We start from the raw sequence: 14,391 nt of genomic DNA, 5'->3' as shown, positions 1-14,391 counted from the left end.
CTCGACGCCGCCAACTACTTCGACGGCCGACTACCCGAAGCCTTCGCCGGATACCCCCGACACCTCACCCGCTACCCCGTGCAATACCCCACCGCGTCCAGCCCACAGGCCGGGTCCACCGGAACGCCATTCCTGCTGCTGCGGACCATGCTCGGCCTCGAGCCGTACGAAGACGACCTGATCGTGGATCCGGCGCTGCCCGCCAGGTTCGGTCGCATCGAACTGCTTGACATTCCCGGACGCTGGGGCCGAATGGACGCCATCGGTAACGTGCACGTCGGCAACGCAGACACGGCCGACGCGTAACGGCCGCTCCCCAGGCAGACAACCCGTGGTCCAGCGGATACAGGCCCGGGGCGCGGGCCTGTATCCGGCAAGTCAGACCGCGGCGATGACCCCCTGCGCGAGGTCCGCGGCCTTCTCGGCGATCATCACCGTCGCCGCGTTGGTGTTCGTCGACACGATGGTCGGCATGACCGAGGCGTCGGCGATCCGCAGTCCGGACAACCCCTTCACCCGGAGCTGCGGATCCACGACCGCAAGCGAGTCCACGCCCATCCGGCACGAGCCGGCCGCATGTCCGTAGGACTGCACCGCCGCTCGGACGAACGCCGTGACCGTGGTGTCATCGGCGGCCAAGAGGGGGTGCGGTCTCGCCTTCCAGTCGTCGAAGGCCGGCATCTCGCTGAGCTGCAGGGCGTGCCGGACACCGGAAACCAGGGCCCGCATGTCGGCAGGCTCGTCGAGATAGCGGAAGTCGATGCGAGGCGGCACCGCCGGGTCGGGGCTGGCCAGTTCCAGCACCCCTCGGCTGGCGGGACGCATGTGCCCGATGCCGAAGGTGTAGCCATGCTCGGGCGCCGACTGCCAGGGATTGGTGAAGGGGACGTGGATGAACACGATCTGCAGGTCGATCGACGCCCGCCCGGGTTCACTGTCCAGCAGCAGCGTCGTCTCGCCGAGATTGCCGCTGGGAGGCGGGAGCGGGCGGCCGGCCTCGACGGTGAGGCCGGCCAGGATGATGTGGTCTTGGAGGCTCTGCCCCACGCCCGGCAGGTCGTGGAGCACCTTGACGCCGACGCGCTCCAGGTCCTGAACGGGGCCGACCCCCGAGGTGAGCAGGAGGTGTGGGGTCCCGATGGCGCCTGCAGAGAGGATGGTGTCGATCTCTGCCGCGTAGTGGCGCCGCTCACCGTCGACGACCACGTCGACACCGAGGCACCGGTCACCGTCGATGACCACCCGCTCCACGAACGCCCCGGTCACCAGGTCGAGGTTCGCCCGGCCGAGCGCCGACTCGAGGTACGCCGTCGCGGTGCTCTGCCGCCACCCGTCGACGATGAGCAGGTCGTGGCTGCTGGCGCCGCGCAGCTCGGGGCCGTTCAGATCGTCGACGACCGGGTGACCGGCCTGGGTCGCGGCGGCCAGGTATGCCTGAGACAGCGGGTGTAGCTGCGCGGCCGGTGCCGGGCGGAGCGGACCGGTCTGCCGCCGGTACGCCGGGTCGCCGTGGGCGGACGTCTCGGACCGCTTGAAGTACGGCAGCACGGAGGCGTAATCCCATCCCGTACAGCCGAGATACGCCCAGGTGTCGAAGTCGCGACGGTCGCCGCGCAGGAAGGCCATCGCATTGATGCTGCCGGTGCCGCCGACGGTACGTCCGCGCGGGATGTCGTGGACCTTGCCGGTGCCGGTTTGCGGGACGGTCCGAAAGGCCCAGTCCACATCCGTCCGCTGCAGCGCCGGCCAGGTGGACGTAGTCATGATCCGTTCGCTGGGACCGGCCTGACCCGCCTCGATGAGCAGCACCCGGACCGCCGGGTTCTCGCTGAGCCGGGCGGCGAGCACGCACCCGGCCGTACCAGCTCCGACCACGATGTAGTCGTAGCCGATGGGCACTGATGCACTCACAGGGACACCACGACCGTCTTGGTCTCGAGGTACTCCTCCAGCGACTCCCGGCAGGTCTCCCGGCCCCAGCCGGACTCCTTGGTCCCACCGAACGGAAGCGCCGAGTCGGCCGCCTGGTAGCAGTTGACCCACACCTGGCCGGACTCGATCTCGGCGGCCATCCGGTGCGCCCGCGACACGTCCCGGGTCCACACGGCGGCGCCGAGGCCGAAGCGGGTGTTGTTGGCCAGCACGAGCACCTCCGCCTCGGTGTCGAACGGTACGACCGAGACCACCGGGCCGAAGATCTCCTCGTGCATGATCCGCGAGTCCGGGCGGGCGTTGACGAGGACGGTGGGCTCGACGAAGTAGCCGCCGGCATAGGCCTCGCCCTGCGGCGCGCGGCCACCCGTGACCACCTCGGCACCCTCACCGACGCCGATCTCGACGTACCCGAGGACCTTGTCGCGGTGCTCGGCCGAGATCAACGGCCCCATCTGGGTCGCGGGGTCGGTACCTCGGCCGAGCGTGATCGACCCGGCGTGCTTCGCGAGCCGCTGGACGACCTCGTCGAAGACGCCGCGCTGGACATAGAGGCGGGAGCCGGCGATGCAGCTCTCGCCCTGGGTGGCGAAGGCGGCGGCGGCCGCGCCGGCGATCACGGCGTCGAGGTCGGCGTCGTCGAAGACGATGTTGGGGGATTTTCCGCCCAGTTCGAGCGAGACGCGCTTGAGGTTGCCGGTGGCGGCTCGCACGATCGCCTTGCCGGTGGGTACCGAGCCGGTGAAGGTCACCTTGTCCACACCGGGGTGCTCGACGAGGGCCGCGCCGGCGGTCTCACCGAACCCGGTCACGTAGTTCACCACGCCGGCCGGGATGCCGGCCTCGGCCGTGAGCTGCGCGAGCAGCGCGATGGAGATCGGGGTCTGCTCGGCCGGCTTGAGCACGACGGTGCAGCCGGTGGCGAGGGCGGGCGCGAGTTTCTTGATGGCCATGAGCAGCGGCAGGTTCCACGGCACGATCGCGGCGACCACGCCCACCGGCTCTTTGAGGGTGTAGGCGTGGAACCTCCCGCCGTGGCTGGCCGGGTAGGAGATCGGAATCGTCTCGCCGGTGATCTTTGTGGTCCAGCCCGCGTAGTAGCGCAGTACGTCCACCGAGAACGGAATGTCGAAGTACCGCATCTCGTTGATCGGCTTTCCGCTGTCGATCGAGTCGAGCACGGCGAGCCGCTCGGCGTTCTCCTCGATCAGGTCGGCCAGCCGCCAGATCAGCCTGCCGCGGGCCTGTGGGGTGAACGACCGCCACGAGCCGCCCGGCGCGAAGGCCGCGCGAGCAGCCGCGACCGCCCGGTCGACGTCACTCGCGCCGCCGGCGGGCACCTCGACGACCACGCTGCCGTCGGCAGGGTCATAGACCGGCAGCGTCTGACCGCTGACGGCCGCCACCCACTCGCCGTCGATGAACATCTTCTCCGCGAGCCTGATGTCGGCCTCGACCGACGAGGCGGTCCGGAGCATGCTCGTCATCCTGCAACCTCCTGAGAGTTCTGCCATACCAATAGAGAGCGTGGTGGTCATACCTCTGTGCCACCGGATCGGCTGTGCTGGTATGCCAGCAGTTTCGGCGTGGCACCGCCGCTGTGCAGGCGTGCCGATCTCAGCGGCGGGGAGCCAGCCGCACGCTGATGCTCTTGACGTGCGAGTAGTGGTGCAGCGCCTCGATCCCCTTCTCCCGCCCGTAGCCGCTCTGCTTGTGGCCGCCGAACGGCATCTGGACGGATTGGGTCGACCATGAGTTGATGTAGACCTGCCCCGCTTCGATCGATTCGGCGACCCGGAAGGCACGGGAGATGTCCTCGGTGAAGACTCCCCCGACCAGGCCGAATTCCGAGTCGTTGGCGAGGTCGATGGCCTCCTGCTCGGTGTCGAACGGGATGACCACCAGGACGGGCCCGAAGACCTCCTCCCGGGCGATCCGCATCTCGTTGGTGACGCCGGAGTAGATCGTGGGCTCAACGTAGAAGCCGCCGTCGAGCTCGGGATCGGTGACCACGCCACCGCCCAGCTCGGCTCGGGCCCCCTCCTCGGCTGCGATCGCAAAGTACCGCTGCACGGTGTCGTATTGGCCTCGGGTGATCATCGGGCCCACGTCCTCGCCGAGGCGCAGCCGCCGGGTGGCCGCCACCAGCGCGGCGACAAACCGCTCCTGGACCGACCGCTCGACCAGAAGCCGGGTTCCGGAGGAGCAGACCTGACCTGCGTTGGTCGTGAAGGCCCGGACGGCCTCGGCGGCGGCAAATTCGAGATCGGCGTCGGCGAACACGATGTTGGCCGACTTGCCGCCGAGTTCGAGAGTCAGCGGGATGATCCGGTCCGCCGCGATCCGTCCGATGTCCTGCCCGACCCGCACCGAACCGGTGAACGCCACCTTGCGCACCAGCGGGTGCTGCACGATCGCGGTACCGACCTCGTCGCCGCGGCCGAGCACCACGTTGAGCGCCCCCGGTGGCAGCCCTTCCTCGCTGGCGATCCGTGCCAGCGCCACGGTCGTCTGGGAGGTGCTCTCCGCGGGCTTCGCGACGATCGTGTTGCCGGCGGCGAGCGCCGGGGCGCAGGCCCGGGCCGCCTGATTGAGCGGCAGGTTCCAGGGCGTGATCACCCCGACCACACCGAACGGTTCGCGCAGCGTATAAACGTGCAGGTCGGGCTGGATGTCGAGCACGTCGCCCGCCGGCAGGTTCACCAGTGCCGCGTAGAACTCGAAGTACTCCGCGGCACCGCGGATCTCGGCCGTGGCGAGGGCGAGCGGCTTGCCGGTGTCGAGGCTCTCCAGTTCGGCCAGCACGTCGAGGTCCGCGAGCAGCCGCCGGCCGATGGCCGCCAGGATCCGGCCGCGTTCCAGCGACGCGATCCGGCGCCACCCGGGCGCTGCGGTATGGGCCGCCCGCACGGCGAGGTCGACATCGGCGGCCGTGCCCTGCGCGACCTGTGCCCCGACGCCGCCGGTCGCCGGATTGGTGCCGGAGCGGAAACCCCCGGCGGTCGGCGGGACGGCCTCGCCGCCGATCCAGTGCAGCAGCGGGGCGTTCACCGGTCACCGCCGATCAGCTCGTACATGGCGGTGTGGTCGGTCTGCGGCGTGACTTCCCCGGCGACGCGCCGCCACTGTCGGGCCACACCGTCCGCAACCTCGGTGGCCTGGCCGAGTTCGCGTGCCAGGTCGACGGCGATCCCCACGTCCTTGGCCATCAACTGCAGCGCGAACCCCGAGTCGTAGCTGCCGCTGATCATGAACTGGGCGGCCTTGTTCTCGCTGGTGTTCGAGCGCCCGGAGGAGCTGTTGAGCACCTCGGTCATGGTTTCCGGCGGGATGCCGAACCGCTCCCCCAGCCGGAGCGCCTCCACGGTCACCGAGATGGTGGTGGCCGAGACCAGGTTGTTCAGGGCCTTCGCCGCGTGCCCGGCCCCGACGGGGCCGACCGGGATGACGGTCCGGGCCAACCGCTGCAGGGCCGGGCGCACCTCGACCAGATCGATCTCCTCACCGCCGACCAGTACCGCCAGCGTTCCGGCGACCGCGCCGCGTACCCCGCCGGAGACGGGAGCGTCGAGCATCCGCAGGCCCCGGGCGGCCAACCGCTGGGCCAACGCGCGGGTGCGCAGCGGCTCGGAGGAGCTCATGTCGACGACCAGAGTGCCGGGTCGCAGCACTTCCGCGACCGCGTCGCCCTCGAGCACCGACTCGACAACCGCCGAGTTCGGCAGCATCAGGATCAGGGCGTCCACCGCACGGTACACGTCGACCGTGTGGGCGATACCCGCCTTCGGGTGGTCGGTCACGAATCCCTCGGCGACGTCCGGTGCGGCGTCGGCCACCGTGAGTCGGTAGCCCGCCTCGTACAGTCGTGCGGCCATCGGTCGGCCCATCTTGCCGAGGCCGATGAACCCGATGTGCTCGATTCCCATCCCGGTCACTCGGCGTCCACCGCGGCGAACACCTCGGCTGCGAGGCGGAAACTCTCCAACGCGGCGGGCCCGCCACAGTAGAAGGCGGTCTGCATGAGGACCTCCTTGATCTTCTCCTGGGAGACCCCGTTGTTCAGCGCACCGCGGACGTGCGCCTTGAACTCGTGGCCCCGGTTGAGGGCGGTGATCATGGCCAGGTTGATCAGGCTGCGCTCCTCCAGGCTGAGCCCGGGGCGGTTCCAGATGTCGCCCCAGCAGTACTTCGTCACGTACTCCTGCAGGTCCATCGAGAAGTCGGTCGCGGCAGCCAGCGACGCGTCAACGTAGGCGTCGCCGAGCACCTGGCGGCGCATCGCCATGCCGGCCTCGTACAGGTCCTCAGTCACGGTGGTGGGTTCCTTCCGAGCGGTGGTTCAGATCCGGGCCAGGTCGGCCCAGTCGCGGATGACGAACACGTCGGCGGCGGCGGCGACGTGACAGGCGGAGTGCCCGCCGAAGTGGGCCGGAAAGACCAGCAACGAGCGCTCCGCGGCCTCGGCGAGGAGGCGGCGCCGGGACGCCCGAGCCAGCGCCGGGTCTTCGCAGAAGCAGCTGTTGACGTCCGGGTTCGCTATCTGCACGGGTGAGTGGATGATGTCGCCGACGAAGAGCGCGCCGGCGTTCCCGGACTCCAGCCGCAGCACCGCGGAGCCGGGGGTGTGTCCGGGGGCGGCCTGCAACACGAGATCGGAATCGATCCGGTACTCGCCGCTCCAGAGCTCGACGAGTCCCGCGCGGTGCACTGGGACGACGCTGTCCTCGAAGACGTTCTGGTTGCCGTCGGCCGGCGGCCGCGGGTTCTTCACCGGGTCCCAGAACTCGAAGTCCTCCTGGGTGATGAGGTAGCGCGCGTTCGGGAAGGTGGGAACCCAGCCGCGGCCTTCCAGGCGGGTGTTCCACCCGACGTGGTCGACGTGGAGGTGGGTGTTGATGACGATGTCCACGTCCTCCGGTGCGATCCCCGCGGCGGCCAGGTTCGCCAGGTACGCGGTGTCGTGGTGGGCGTAGACCGGGGCGTACGGGCGTTCCTTGCCGTTGCCGGCGCCGGTGTCGAGCAGGATCACCGCCCCCTGGCTGCGGATCAGCCAGGTGTGCAGCACCGAGCGGAGCTGTCTCCGACCGGCGTCGAAGAAGTCCGGGTCGAGCCATCCGGCGTTGTCCCGCCAGTACGCCGGGTCGCTCTCGGGGAACAGGAAGCCGGGGGTCGCCGGGCTGGGGCCGGCGTACTCCTGGATTCGGGTGATCTCGACGTCGCCGATGACGACTGTGTGCGGCCCGGTGGTCATGACCGGTTCACCGCGGGCACCGGGTAGGCCGCCTCGATCTCGGGGGTCACGGCGGGAAGCACGAAGTTCGCCGTCTCCATGACCTCAGGGGTGAAGCCGTTGCCCTTGGCCAACGTGCGGGTCTCGGCCATGTAGGCGCTGCGGGCCTGGGCGGCGTCGGTCATGACCCGCTCGCGCTCCTCCCACACGGCGAGCGCCTCGCCGATCTCGTCGTACTGATCGAGGGTGTGGGCGAGCTCGACCGCGTTGACGATGCCGACGCTGGCGCCCTGCCCGAGTGCGGGACACATGGCGTGGGCGGCATCCCCGACGAGCACCGCCCGACCGGTCGACCACGGCGTCACCCGGTTGGTCTGGTAGCTGTCGTGCCGGCCACCCTCGGCCTTGCCCGCCAACTCCACGGCCGTAGCCAGGTGTGGGAAGCGCTTCGACCAGACCTCGACGTCGATCGGGATTCGCGAGGCGCGCTCGTTGGTGGTCGTCGCCATCATGCCCATGTAGATCGTGTCGGGTCCGGTGGGGATGAACAGGATGCGCATCGGGTCCGGCTCCAGGGTCCAGAAGTCGATGACCCGGTCCCACTCAGGGCCCTGGAACTCCGCGGGACGCGGGATCAGGACACGGCAGACGCCGTCCTGGTACTTCTTGCGTTCCTGGGTGAACTCGCCCAGCGAGTTGCGCACCGCCGATCCGGCGCCGTCGGCGCCGATCACCAGGTCGGCCGCCAGCCGGCTCCCATCCGCCAGGAGCAGGGCGCCCGCCGGGTCGGCGCCGACCGCCCGGGAAGCGGTGACGATCTCGACCCCGGCCGCACGGGCAGCAGAGACGAGCAGCGCGTGCAGCTTCGGCCGGGTTATCGCCCAGTAGGGGTAGCCGGCCAACTCCGAGGAGACCGACTTACCGTTCAGGTTGGTGTCGTAGGTGCCGGGCCGTACGCCGTTCGCCCGGATTGTCCCAGCCACTCCGATGACCTCGAGGGCCAGCATCGCGTTGCGCCACAGCAGGATGCCGGCGCCGAAGTCGCGCACCTGGTCGTTCTGCTCGTGCAGACGTACGGTCCAGCCGCGCCGGGCGAGCGCGATGCTCATGGTGAGACCGGCGAATCCGGCGCCCGCGACCTCGGCACGCCGGGAGCGGCCGGTGCGGCCGGCCGAGAGAGTTCCTGTCATTTCAGTGCCTCCACGAAACGGACAGATGGGTGCTGAGCGATCATTCACCGTCACCCCGCCGCGTCCACCCACACGGTCATGCTCCCTCGCGCCAACGTGTGAAAGTGCAGGTTGAAGCCCAGGACGACCGGGGTCAGCTCGGGATCGATCTCGAGCGTGGGGACGTCGACCGCGTGGACGATGAACACGTAGCGGTGGCGGCCCGAGCCCGGCGGCGGGTTGGGGCCGATGTACTGGCGCATCCGCAGGTCGTTGGGGAGGGTGAGGGATCCCGCCGGCATCGGCCCGTCCGGCGCGCCGGCGCCGGCGGGCAGCGAGGTCACGGAGGCGGGAATGTTCGCGACGGCCCAGTGCATGAAACCGACCCCGGTGGGAGCGTCCGGGTCGTAGCAGGTGATCGCGAAGCTCTTGGTTTCGGCCGGGAAGTCCGACCAGGCCAGGTGGGGTGAGGTGTTGATGCCGCCGATGTCCGGGTCGCGGTAGGTCAGCGGCATTTCCGTGCCGTCGACGAGGTCGTTGCTGAACACCCGCAGCGGCGGTGCCGGGGTCACGGCTGCGTAGGGGTCGTCGTTGATCACAGCTTCTCCTGTCATGATCACTTGTCGGCGATCGGTGCGGTGTCGACGTGGACGGTGCGGATCGGGGTGCGGATGTCCCAGGTGCCGGCCCAGCCGTCCGGCAGGGCGACGGCGCTGCCGGCGGTCAGCTCGTGCGTGGTGCCGTCCGCGTCGGTGACGGTTGCCTCGCCGGAGATGACGTACAGGTAGGAGGCCCCCTCGGCCGCCGCTCGCCGGAACACCCCCGGTCCGTGCTCCTGGACGGCGCACCGGCCGTCGGCTCCGTCGAACACGACGGTCTCGGCGACCGGCGGCGCCCAGGCGGCCCCTCCCGTCGACACCGGGACCGGCAGATCGCGCTCGAGCACGTCGGCCGCGGCCAGGAAGGCGGACGGTTGCACCCCCGCGCGGTACGGCGGCACCGGGGTCGTGTGCAGGTAGACCTTCCGGATGGTCTCGCGGATGTCCCAGGCGCCGACCCAGCCGTACGGCAGCACGATCACGCTGCCGGCGGTCAGCTCGTGGGAGGTGCCGTCCTCGTCCGTGATGGTGGCCTCGCCGGAAATGATGTACATGAACGAGCCCCGCTTGTCCTTCACGCGGGGATAGATCCCGGCGTCGCACGCCCAGACGGCGAAGAATGTGCCGGCAGCGTCGTACAGGACTCTCTCGTATGCGAAGGGCGCCCCTTGAAGGATCGGCTCCATCGAGATCTCGACGGGGAGCGGGCCGTCGAGTACGGCCGTGGCGTCCAGGAACACCGACGGATTCGTGGTCTGGTTCGTCGTCATGGCTCTCTCCGTGGGGACGGTCAGCAGGCAGTTCGGGTCAGCTCGGTCGGCAGACTCGGCGGGGGCGCCGCGGGTGCCTCGATGCCGAGCAGGTCGAACGAGGGGCGGTGCAGGATCCCGTGCAGTTCCTCGTCGGTGATGGGCGTGTGCGCGATCTGCCGCATTCGCGCGACGACCCGTTCGAGGGCGGCGGCGGCGCTGGCCGCGGCCACCATCGGCGAGTCGCTGCCGAAGAGCACCTTGGACAGGACGCCGTACTCCTTGGCGGCCGAGAAGGCGTTCGCCAGCACCGTCGGACGGCTCGCGATCGCGGATGTGTCGGCAAAGACGTTGGGGTGCCGGCGCATCACGACGACGGTCTCGTAGATCCACGGGTGGCCCATGTGTGCGACCACGATCCGCAGGTCGGGAAAGGTGCACGCCACGTCGTCGAGCAGCAGCGGGTTGGCGTCGGGCAGTCTGCCGGCGTTCGCGAAGATCGCGCCTTGGTGGATCATCACGGGCAGGCCGAGCCGCTCGGCGGTCTTGAAGACCCGCATCGTCATGGGGTGCAGCGGCGAGGTTCCCTGGTAGATCGGCCCTATCTTGATGCCGACCAGCCCAAGTTCGGAGTGGCAGCGCTCCACCTCGTCGACCGCGTCGTGGCGGGTCGGATCGACCGACATGAAGCCGACGGTCTGACCGCCGACTTCCCGTACGAATGCGGCGACGGCATCGTTGGGGACCATGATCCCGGAGGCCTGCGCCTGAAGTCCGAAGACGATCGTCCGCTCGGCGGGCGCGACGCCCCGGCGGTAGGACTCCACCGTGACCAGGTCGATCTCGTCGGAGGCCAGCGTCTTCGAGACCCGTCCCAGCCCGTCCGTCCAGGGAGAGCGCTGGTGCTCCCGGGTCCAGAAGTGCGTGTGCACGTCGGTGATCAAAGTCAGACCTCACTTCGCAGATAAGGAACGGCGAGCGCCTCCGGTGCCTTGTGCCGCCGTTTGCCCTCGGCGGCGAGGGCAACGAGCGCCAACACGTACGGCATGGCGAGCCACAGGGACACCGGCAACGTCACGGCCGGTCGGACAATGGCGAGCACGATCAGCACCGCGACCGCGGCCAAGCCGGCAAGCCCGGCAGCGCTGGCCCGCCGTCGGTCGAGGCGGGAGGTGCCCGCCGCACTCCGGACGCGGCGGGTGCCGAGAGCCACCAGGATGAGTAGGGCCGCGGCGACCCATACCTCCCGAGGGATGTCGCCGATGGCCTGCAGCCGCAACTGGGTGGCATCGGTGACCGCGAAGATCGCGACGGCAAGGCCCAGCCCGCTCAGCCGCCAGCCGCCGAACAGGACCGCGGCAATCGCCAGATAGCCACGCCCGCCGGTCATGGCCTCACGGAAGACACCGACGTCACCGATGGAGATGTACGCGCCCGCCGCTCCGGCGCAGGCCCCCGAGAAGAGGACGCCGGCCCAGCGCAGCCCGCGGACACTGACGCCGGCAGCGTCGACGGAGACCGGGCTCTCACCGGTCGCCTTCAGGTTGATGCCCCAGGTCGTCCGAGTCAGCGCCAGGGCCACGAGGACGACGATGACGGCCGTGGCGTAGATGAAGGCGTCCTGGGTGAACAGGGCGGGCCCGAGGACGGGCACGTCCGAGAGCACCGGGATCGCGAGTCGAGGCAGCGGCTCGAAGGCGCGCGGCTTGCTGAAGACGTCGTCGTTGAGGAACGCCGTTAGGCCGTAGCCGAGCAGGGTCAGCGCGATGCCGGAGACGATCTGATCGACCTTGGTCTCGATCGCGAGCACGCCCATCAGCGCCCCGAAGAGCAGGCCGCCGACGATGCCGCCGAGGAAGCCGACCGCGATGTTCCCGGTGCCGGCCATCACGAGGTAGCCGCCGAAGGCGCCGACGAGCAGCACGCCTTCGAGCCCGACGTTCAGTACGCCGGCTCGCTCGGAGACGAGTTCCCCGGTGGCGGCGAGCAGGATCGGGGCGGCGATCGTGATCGCCGAGACGAGGAACGCGACGTCGAAGATACCCATCTCAGGCCTCCTCGGTCCGGGCACCGCTGTGGGCGACGACGCCGGAGCGCCGACGGGCGGGGGCGGGCTTGGCCGCGGACGGCGCCCTCGTGCGGCCGCGCAGGACGACGGCCGCCACCAGGACCAGCACGATGACGGCGCCCTGGAGAACCGAGGCCAGCGAGGACGGCACGTCCAACTGGGCCTGCATGGCGGTCCCACCGACGTTCAGCGCGGAGAACACGACGGCGGTGGCGACCGCGCCGACCGGTGAGTTGCGCGCCAGCAGCGCGACCGCGATGCCGTTGAAGCCGACGCCGGCTTCGAATCCGTCACTCATCCAGGGCGCGGAACCGGCGAAGAGCAACGCGGCGCCCGCGAGACCGGCGAACCCACCGGAGATCACGATGGCCGCGACCCCTTCGCGGACCGGATCGATGCCGGACCACCGAGCGGCCTCCTGGTTGCCGCCGGCTACCCGCAGGCGGAAGCCGAACGCGGTGCGGGACAGCAACAGCACCACGGCGATCGCGCACACCGGGAGGAGCAGCACGTCGTACGAGAGGGTGCGGCCAGGGATCGACTCGACGCTCGGCCACAGTGCGGCGGCCGGGAAGTTCGCCGACTGCGGTTGACCGTCCAGGGAGCCCTGCAGCGGCCCCCGGACCAACCAGTCCGCGACCTGGATCGCGACCAGGTTGAGCAGGAGCGACGAGACGATCTCAAGTACCCCGCGCGAGGCCCACAACCAGGCGGTCAGGCCCGCCCAGAGGGCGCCGCCGACGATGCCGGCGATGGCGGTGAGCACCACCGCGAGCGGGCCGGGCAGGCTACCGCACTGCAGCCCGACGGCCGTGGCCAGGGATCCACCGGCGAGGATCTGACCGGGAAAGCCGACGTGCAGGCGTCCGGCCCGGGTGGTCAGGATCCAGCCGAGCGCGACCAGGAGCAGCGGCACGGCCTGGGTGAGGGTCGTACCGGCGTTGGTCGGCGTCCCGAATGTGCCGCTCCAGAAGGCGTGGAGCGCGTCGGGCGGCGCCACCCCGATCGCCACCAGCAGGAGCGCGCCGACGGCCAGTGCCGCCAAGGCCACTCCCACCTGCACGAGCAACCGCATGATCAGGTCTTTCGACAGCATCAGAGGGCCTCTCCGGACGACGTCATGAGGGCGCCGAGGTTGGCGCGGGTGGCCTTCGTGGCGTCGACGACGCCCTGGATGCGTCCGTGAGCGAGCACCGCGATCCGGTCGGACATCGAGATGACCTCGTCGAGGTCCATCGAGATCAGCAGCACGGCACCGCCGCGTTCGCGGTGCGCGACGAGGCTCCGGTAGACGAAGTCCGCCGCCCGGACGTCGAGACCGCGGACCGGCTGTGCGGCGATCAGCAGGGCCGGATTCCCTGAGAGTTCCCGGGCGAGAACGGCCTTCTGCTGGTTTCCGCCGGAGAGCCGCCCGATCGGCAGGTTCTCGCTGTCGGCGCGTACGTCGAACTCGTGCATCAGCCGGCGCGCCTCGGCGGACGCCGCCCGGACGTCGAGCAACCCTCGCCTGTTCAGCGGCGCGGAGCGCAGCGACCGCAGGGTGATGTTCTCCCAGAGGGTCATCCCGGGAACGATCGCCGCGTGGTGCCGGTCCTCCGGAATCACCGCACCGCCGGCTCGGAAGAAACCGCGCGGCGACCGGTGGGTGAAGGGCCGCCCCGCCAACTCGATGGCGCCCGACAGCGCCGGCCGGATGCCCAAGAGCACCTCGACGAGCTCGGACTGGCCGCTACCGGCGACCCCGGCGATCCCCAGGATCTCGCCTCGACGCACCTCGAGGTCGATGCCCTGGAGCGCCTTCGGGCCGGCCGGCTGGCTGTCGTCCCGACCGACGTCGAGACCGCGGATGGTGAGGACGGCGGGACCCGGCATGCCGGCGGGAAGTGGCGGACGGTCGGCCATCCGATCGCCGACCATCAGGGTCACCAGGTGGTCCGGGGTTGCCTCCGCGATGGTTCCCGAACCGCTCACCGCACCTCGGCGCAGCACCGTGTACCGGTCCGCGACGCTGAAGACCTCCGACAGCTTGTGCGAGATCAGGATGACCGCATGACCGTCGGCGGCAAGCAGCCGCATCAGGTTGGCGAGTTCGTCCCACTCACCCGGGCTCAGCGCGGCGCTCGGCTCGTCGAAGATCAGGATCCGGGCACCGCGGCACAGCAACTTGACAATCTCCAGCCGCTGCCGCTCCCCCACCGACGCGTCGGCGACCAGCCGGTCGGGCGTGATCCGCAGCCCGGTTGCCGTAGCCACCTCCTGCGACCGGCGGCGCGCCTCGGTCAGACCGTTGCGCCATGGCACGGCGGCTGGTGCGATAGCGAGGTTCTCCAGCTCGGTCAGTGTCGGTACCAGCGTGAAATGCTGGTGGACCATCCCGATTCCGGCCCGCAAGGCATGCTCGGGCTTGCGGAAACGCACCGGCTCTCCGTCGAGCTCGATGCCACCCTCATCCGGGGTGTAGAGGCCGGTGACGATCCGCATGAGCGTGGTCTTGCCCGCACCGTTCTCGCCGAGGAGGGCGTGGATCTCACCCCAGGCGATGTCGAGGTCAACGGCGTCGTTGGCGACGAAGGAGCCGAACCTCTTGGTCACTCCGGTGAGCCGGAGAGCGGAAGCTCCGGTGCCCGTGCCGCGGCGGGCGGGG

General features: G+C 70.1%; 13 protein-coding genes and 1 pseudogene. 1 reads left to right on the top strand and 13 read right to left on the bottom strand.

The features are described from left to right. A pseudogene (locus tag ABZ783_RS11990) lies at positions 1-306 on the top strand (amylo-alpha-1,6-glucosidase); the annotation flags it as partial. 72 nt (positions 307-378) lie between these two features. Here the strand turns inward: ABZ783_RS11990 and ABZ783_RS11985 are convergent. The 13 genes from ABZ783_RS11985 to ABZ783_RS11925 form a co-directional block, all read right to left on the bottom strand. Then, on the bottom strand, positions 379-1,911 hold the full coding sequence (locus ABZ783_RS11985; RefSeq protein ID WP_357436476.1) for a GMC family oxidoreductase N-terminal domain-containing protein: 1,533 nt from the start codon (positions 1,909-1,911) through the stop codon (positions 379-381). Further along, the gene (locus tag ABZ783_RS11980; protein WP_357436475.1) at positions 1,908-3,419 is read right to left on the bottom strand and encodes an aldehyde dehydrogenase family protein; all 1,512 of its coding nucleotides are present in this window, start codon (positions 3,417-3,419) and stop codon (positions 1,908-1,910) included. Before ABZ783_RS11980 ends, ABZ783_RS11985 begins: the two co-directional genes overlap by 4 nt. Before the next feature lie 130 nt (positions 3,420-3,549). Further along, positions 3,550-4,983, bottom strand: a complete 1,434-nt coding sequence (locus tag ABZ783_RS11975; protein ID WP_357436474.1) for an aldehyde dehydrogenase family protein — start codon at positions 4,981-4,983, stop codon at positions 3,550-3,552. Next, complete coding sequence (locus ABZ783_RS11970) at positions 4,980-5,858, bottom strand: NAD(P)-dependent oxidoreductase (protein WP_357436506.1); 879 nt, start codon at positions 5,856-5,858, stop codon at positions 4,980-4,982. The genes ABZ783_RS11975 and ABZ783_RS11970 overlap by 4 nt, the downstream gene beginning before the upstream one ends. Before the next feature lie 5 nt (positions 5,859-5,863). Continuing rightward, positions 5,864-6,217, bottom strand: a complete 354-nt coding sequence (locus tag ABZ783_RS11965) for a carboxymuconolactone decarboxylase family protein (RefSeq protein WP_357436504.1) — start codon at positions 6,215-6,217, stop codon at positions 5,864-5,866. Positions 6,218-6,271: 54 nt separating this feature from the next. Then, positions 6,272-7,183 carry an MBL fold metallo-hydrolase gene (locus ABZ783_RS11960; RefSeq protein ID WP_357436473.1) on the bottom strand — a complete coding sequence of 304 codons (912 nt, stop codon included), beginning with the start codon at positions 7,181-7,183 and terminating at the stop codon, positions 6,272-6,274. Next, the gene (locus tag ABZ783_RS11955) at positions 7,180-8,352 is read right to left on the bottom strand and encodes an NAD(P)/FAD-dependent oxidoreductase (RefSeq protein ID WP_357436471.1); all 1,173 of its coding nucleotides are present in this window, start codon (positions 8,350-8,352) and stop codon (positions 7,180-7,182) included. Before ABZ783_RS11955 ends, ABZ783_RS11960 begins: the two co-directional genes overlap by 4 nt. 50 nt (positions 8,353-8,402) lie before the next feature. Then, on the bottom strand, positions 8,403-8,945 hold the full coding sequence (locus tag ABZ783_RS11950) for a YbhB/YbcL family Raf kinase inhibitor-like protein (protein WP_357436470.1): 543 nt from the start codon (positions 8,943-8,945) through the stop codon (positions 8,403-8,405). 2 nt (positions 8,946-8,947) lie between these two features. Continuing rightward, positions 8,948-9,700: a cupin domain-containing protein gene (locus ABZ783_RS11945; RefSeq protein WP_357436468.1), complete on the bottom strand. Its 753-nt coding sequence runs from the start codon at positions 9,698-9,700 to the stop codon at positions 8,948-8,950. A gap of 20 nt (positions 9,701-9,720) precedes the next feature. After that, positions 9,721-10,623: an amidohydrolase family protein gene (locus ABZ783_RS11940; RefSeq protein WP_357436466.1), complete on the bottom strand. Its 903-nt coding sequence runs from the start codon at positions 10,621-10,623 to the stop codon at positions 9,721-9,723. Between the two features lie 2 nt (positions 10,624-10,625). After that, positions 10,626-11,726 carry an ABC transporter permease gene (locus tag ABZ783_RS11935; RefSeq protein WP_357436464.1) on the bottom strand — a complete coding sequence of 367 codons (1,101 nt, stop codon included), beginning with the start codon at positions 11,724-11,726 and terminating at the stop codon, positions 10,626-10,628. A gap of 1 nt (position 11,727) precedes the next feature. Next, on the bottom strand, positions 11,728-12,843 hold the full coding sequence (locus tag ABZ783_RS11930) for an ABC transporter permease (RefSeq protein WP_357436462.1): 1,116 nt from the start codon (positions 12,841-12,843) through the stop codon (positions 11,728-11,730). Then, entirely contained in the window at positions 12,843-14,339 is a 1,497-nt protein-coding gene (locus tag ABZ783_RS11925; RefSeq protein WP_357436460.1) for an ABC transporter ATP-binding protein, read from the bottom strand. The genes ABZ783_RS11930 and ABZ783_RS11925 overlap by 1 nt, the downstream gene beginning before the upstream one ends. Between the last annotated feature and the right edge of the window lie 52 nt (positions 14,340-14,391).

This window comes from Micromonospora sp. NPDC047738, from assembly GCF_040642675.1.
GTDB lineage: Bacteria > Actinomycetota > Actinomycetes > Mycobacteriales > Micromonosporaceae > Micromonospora.
The sequence above is the reverse complement of the archived record's forward strand: the minus strand, read 5'-3'. Positions and strand labels throughout refer to the sequence as shown.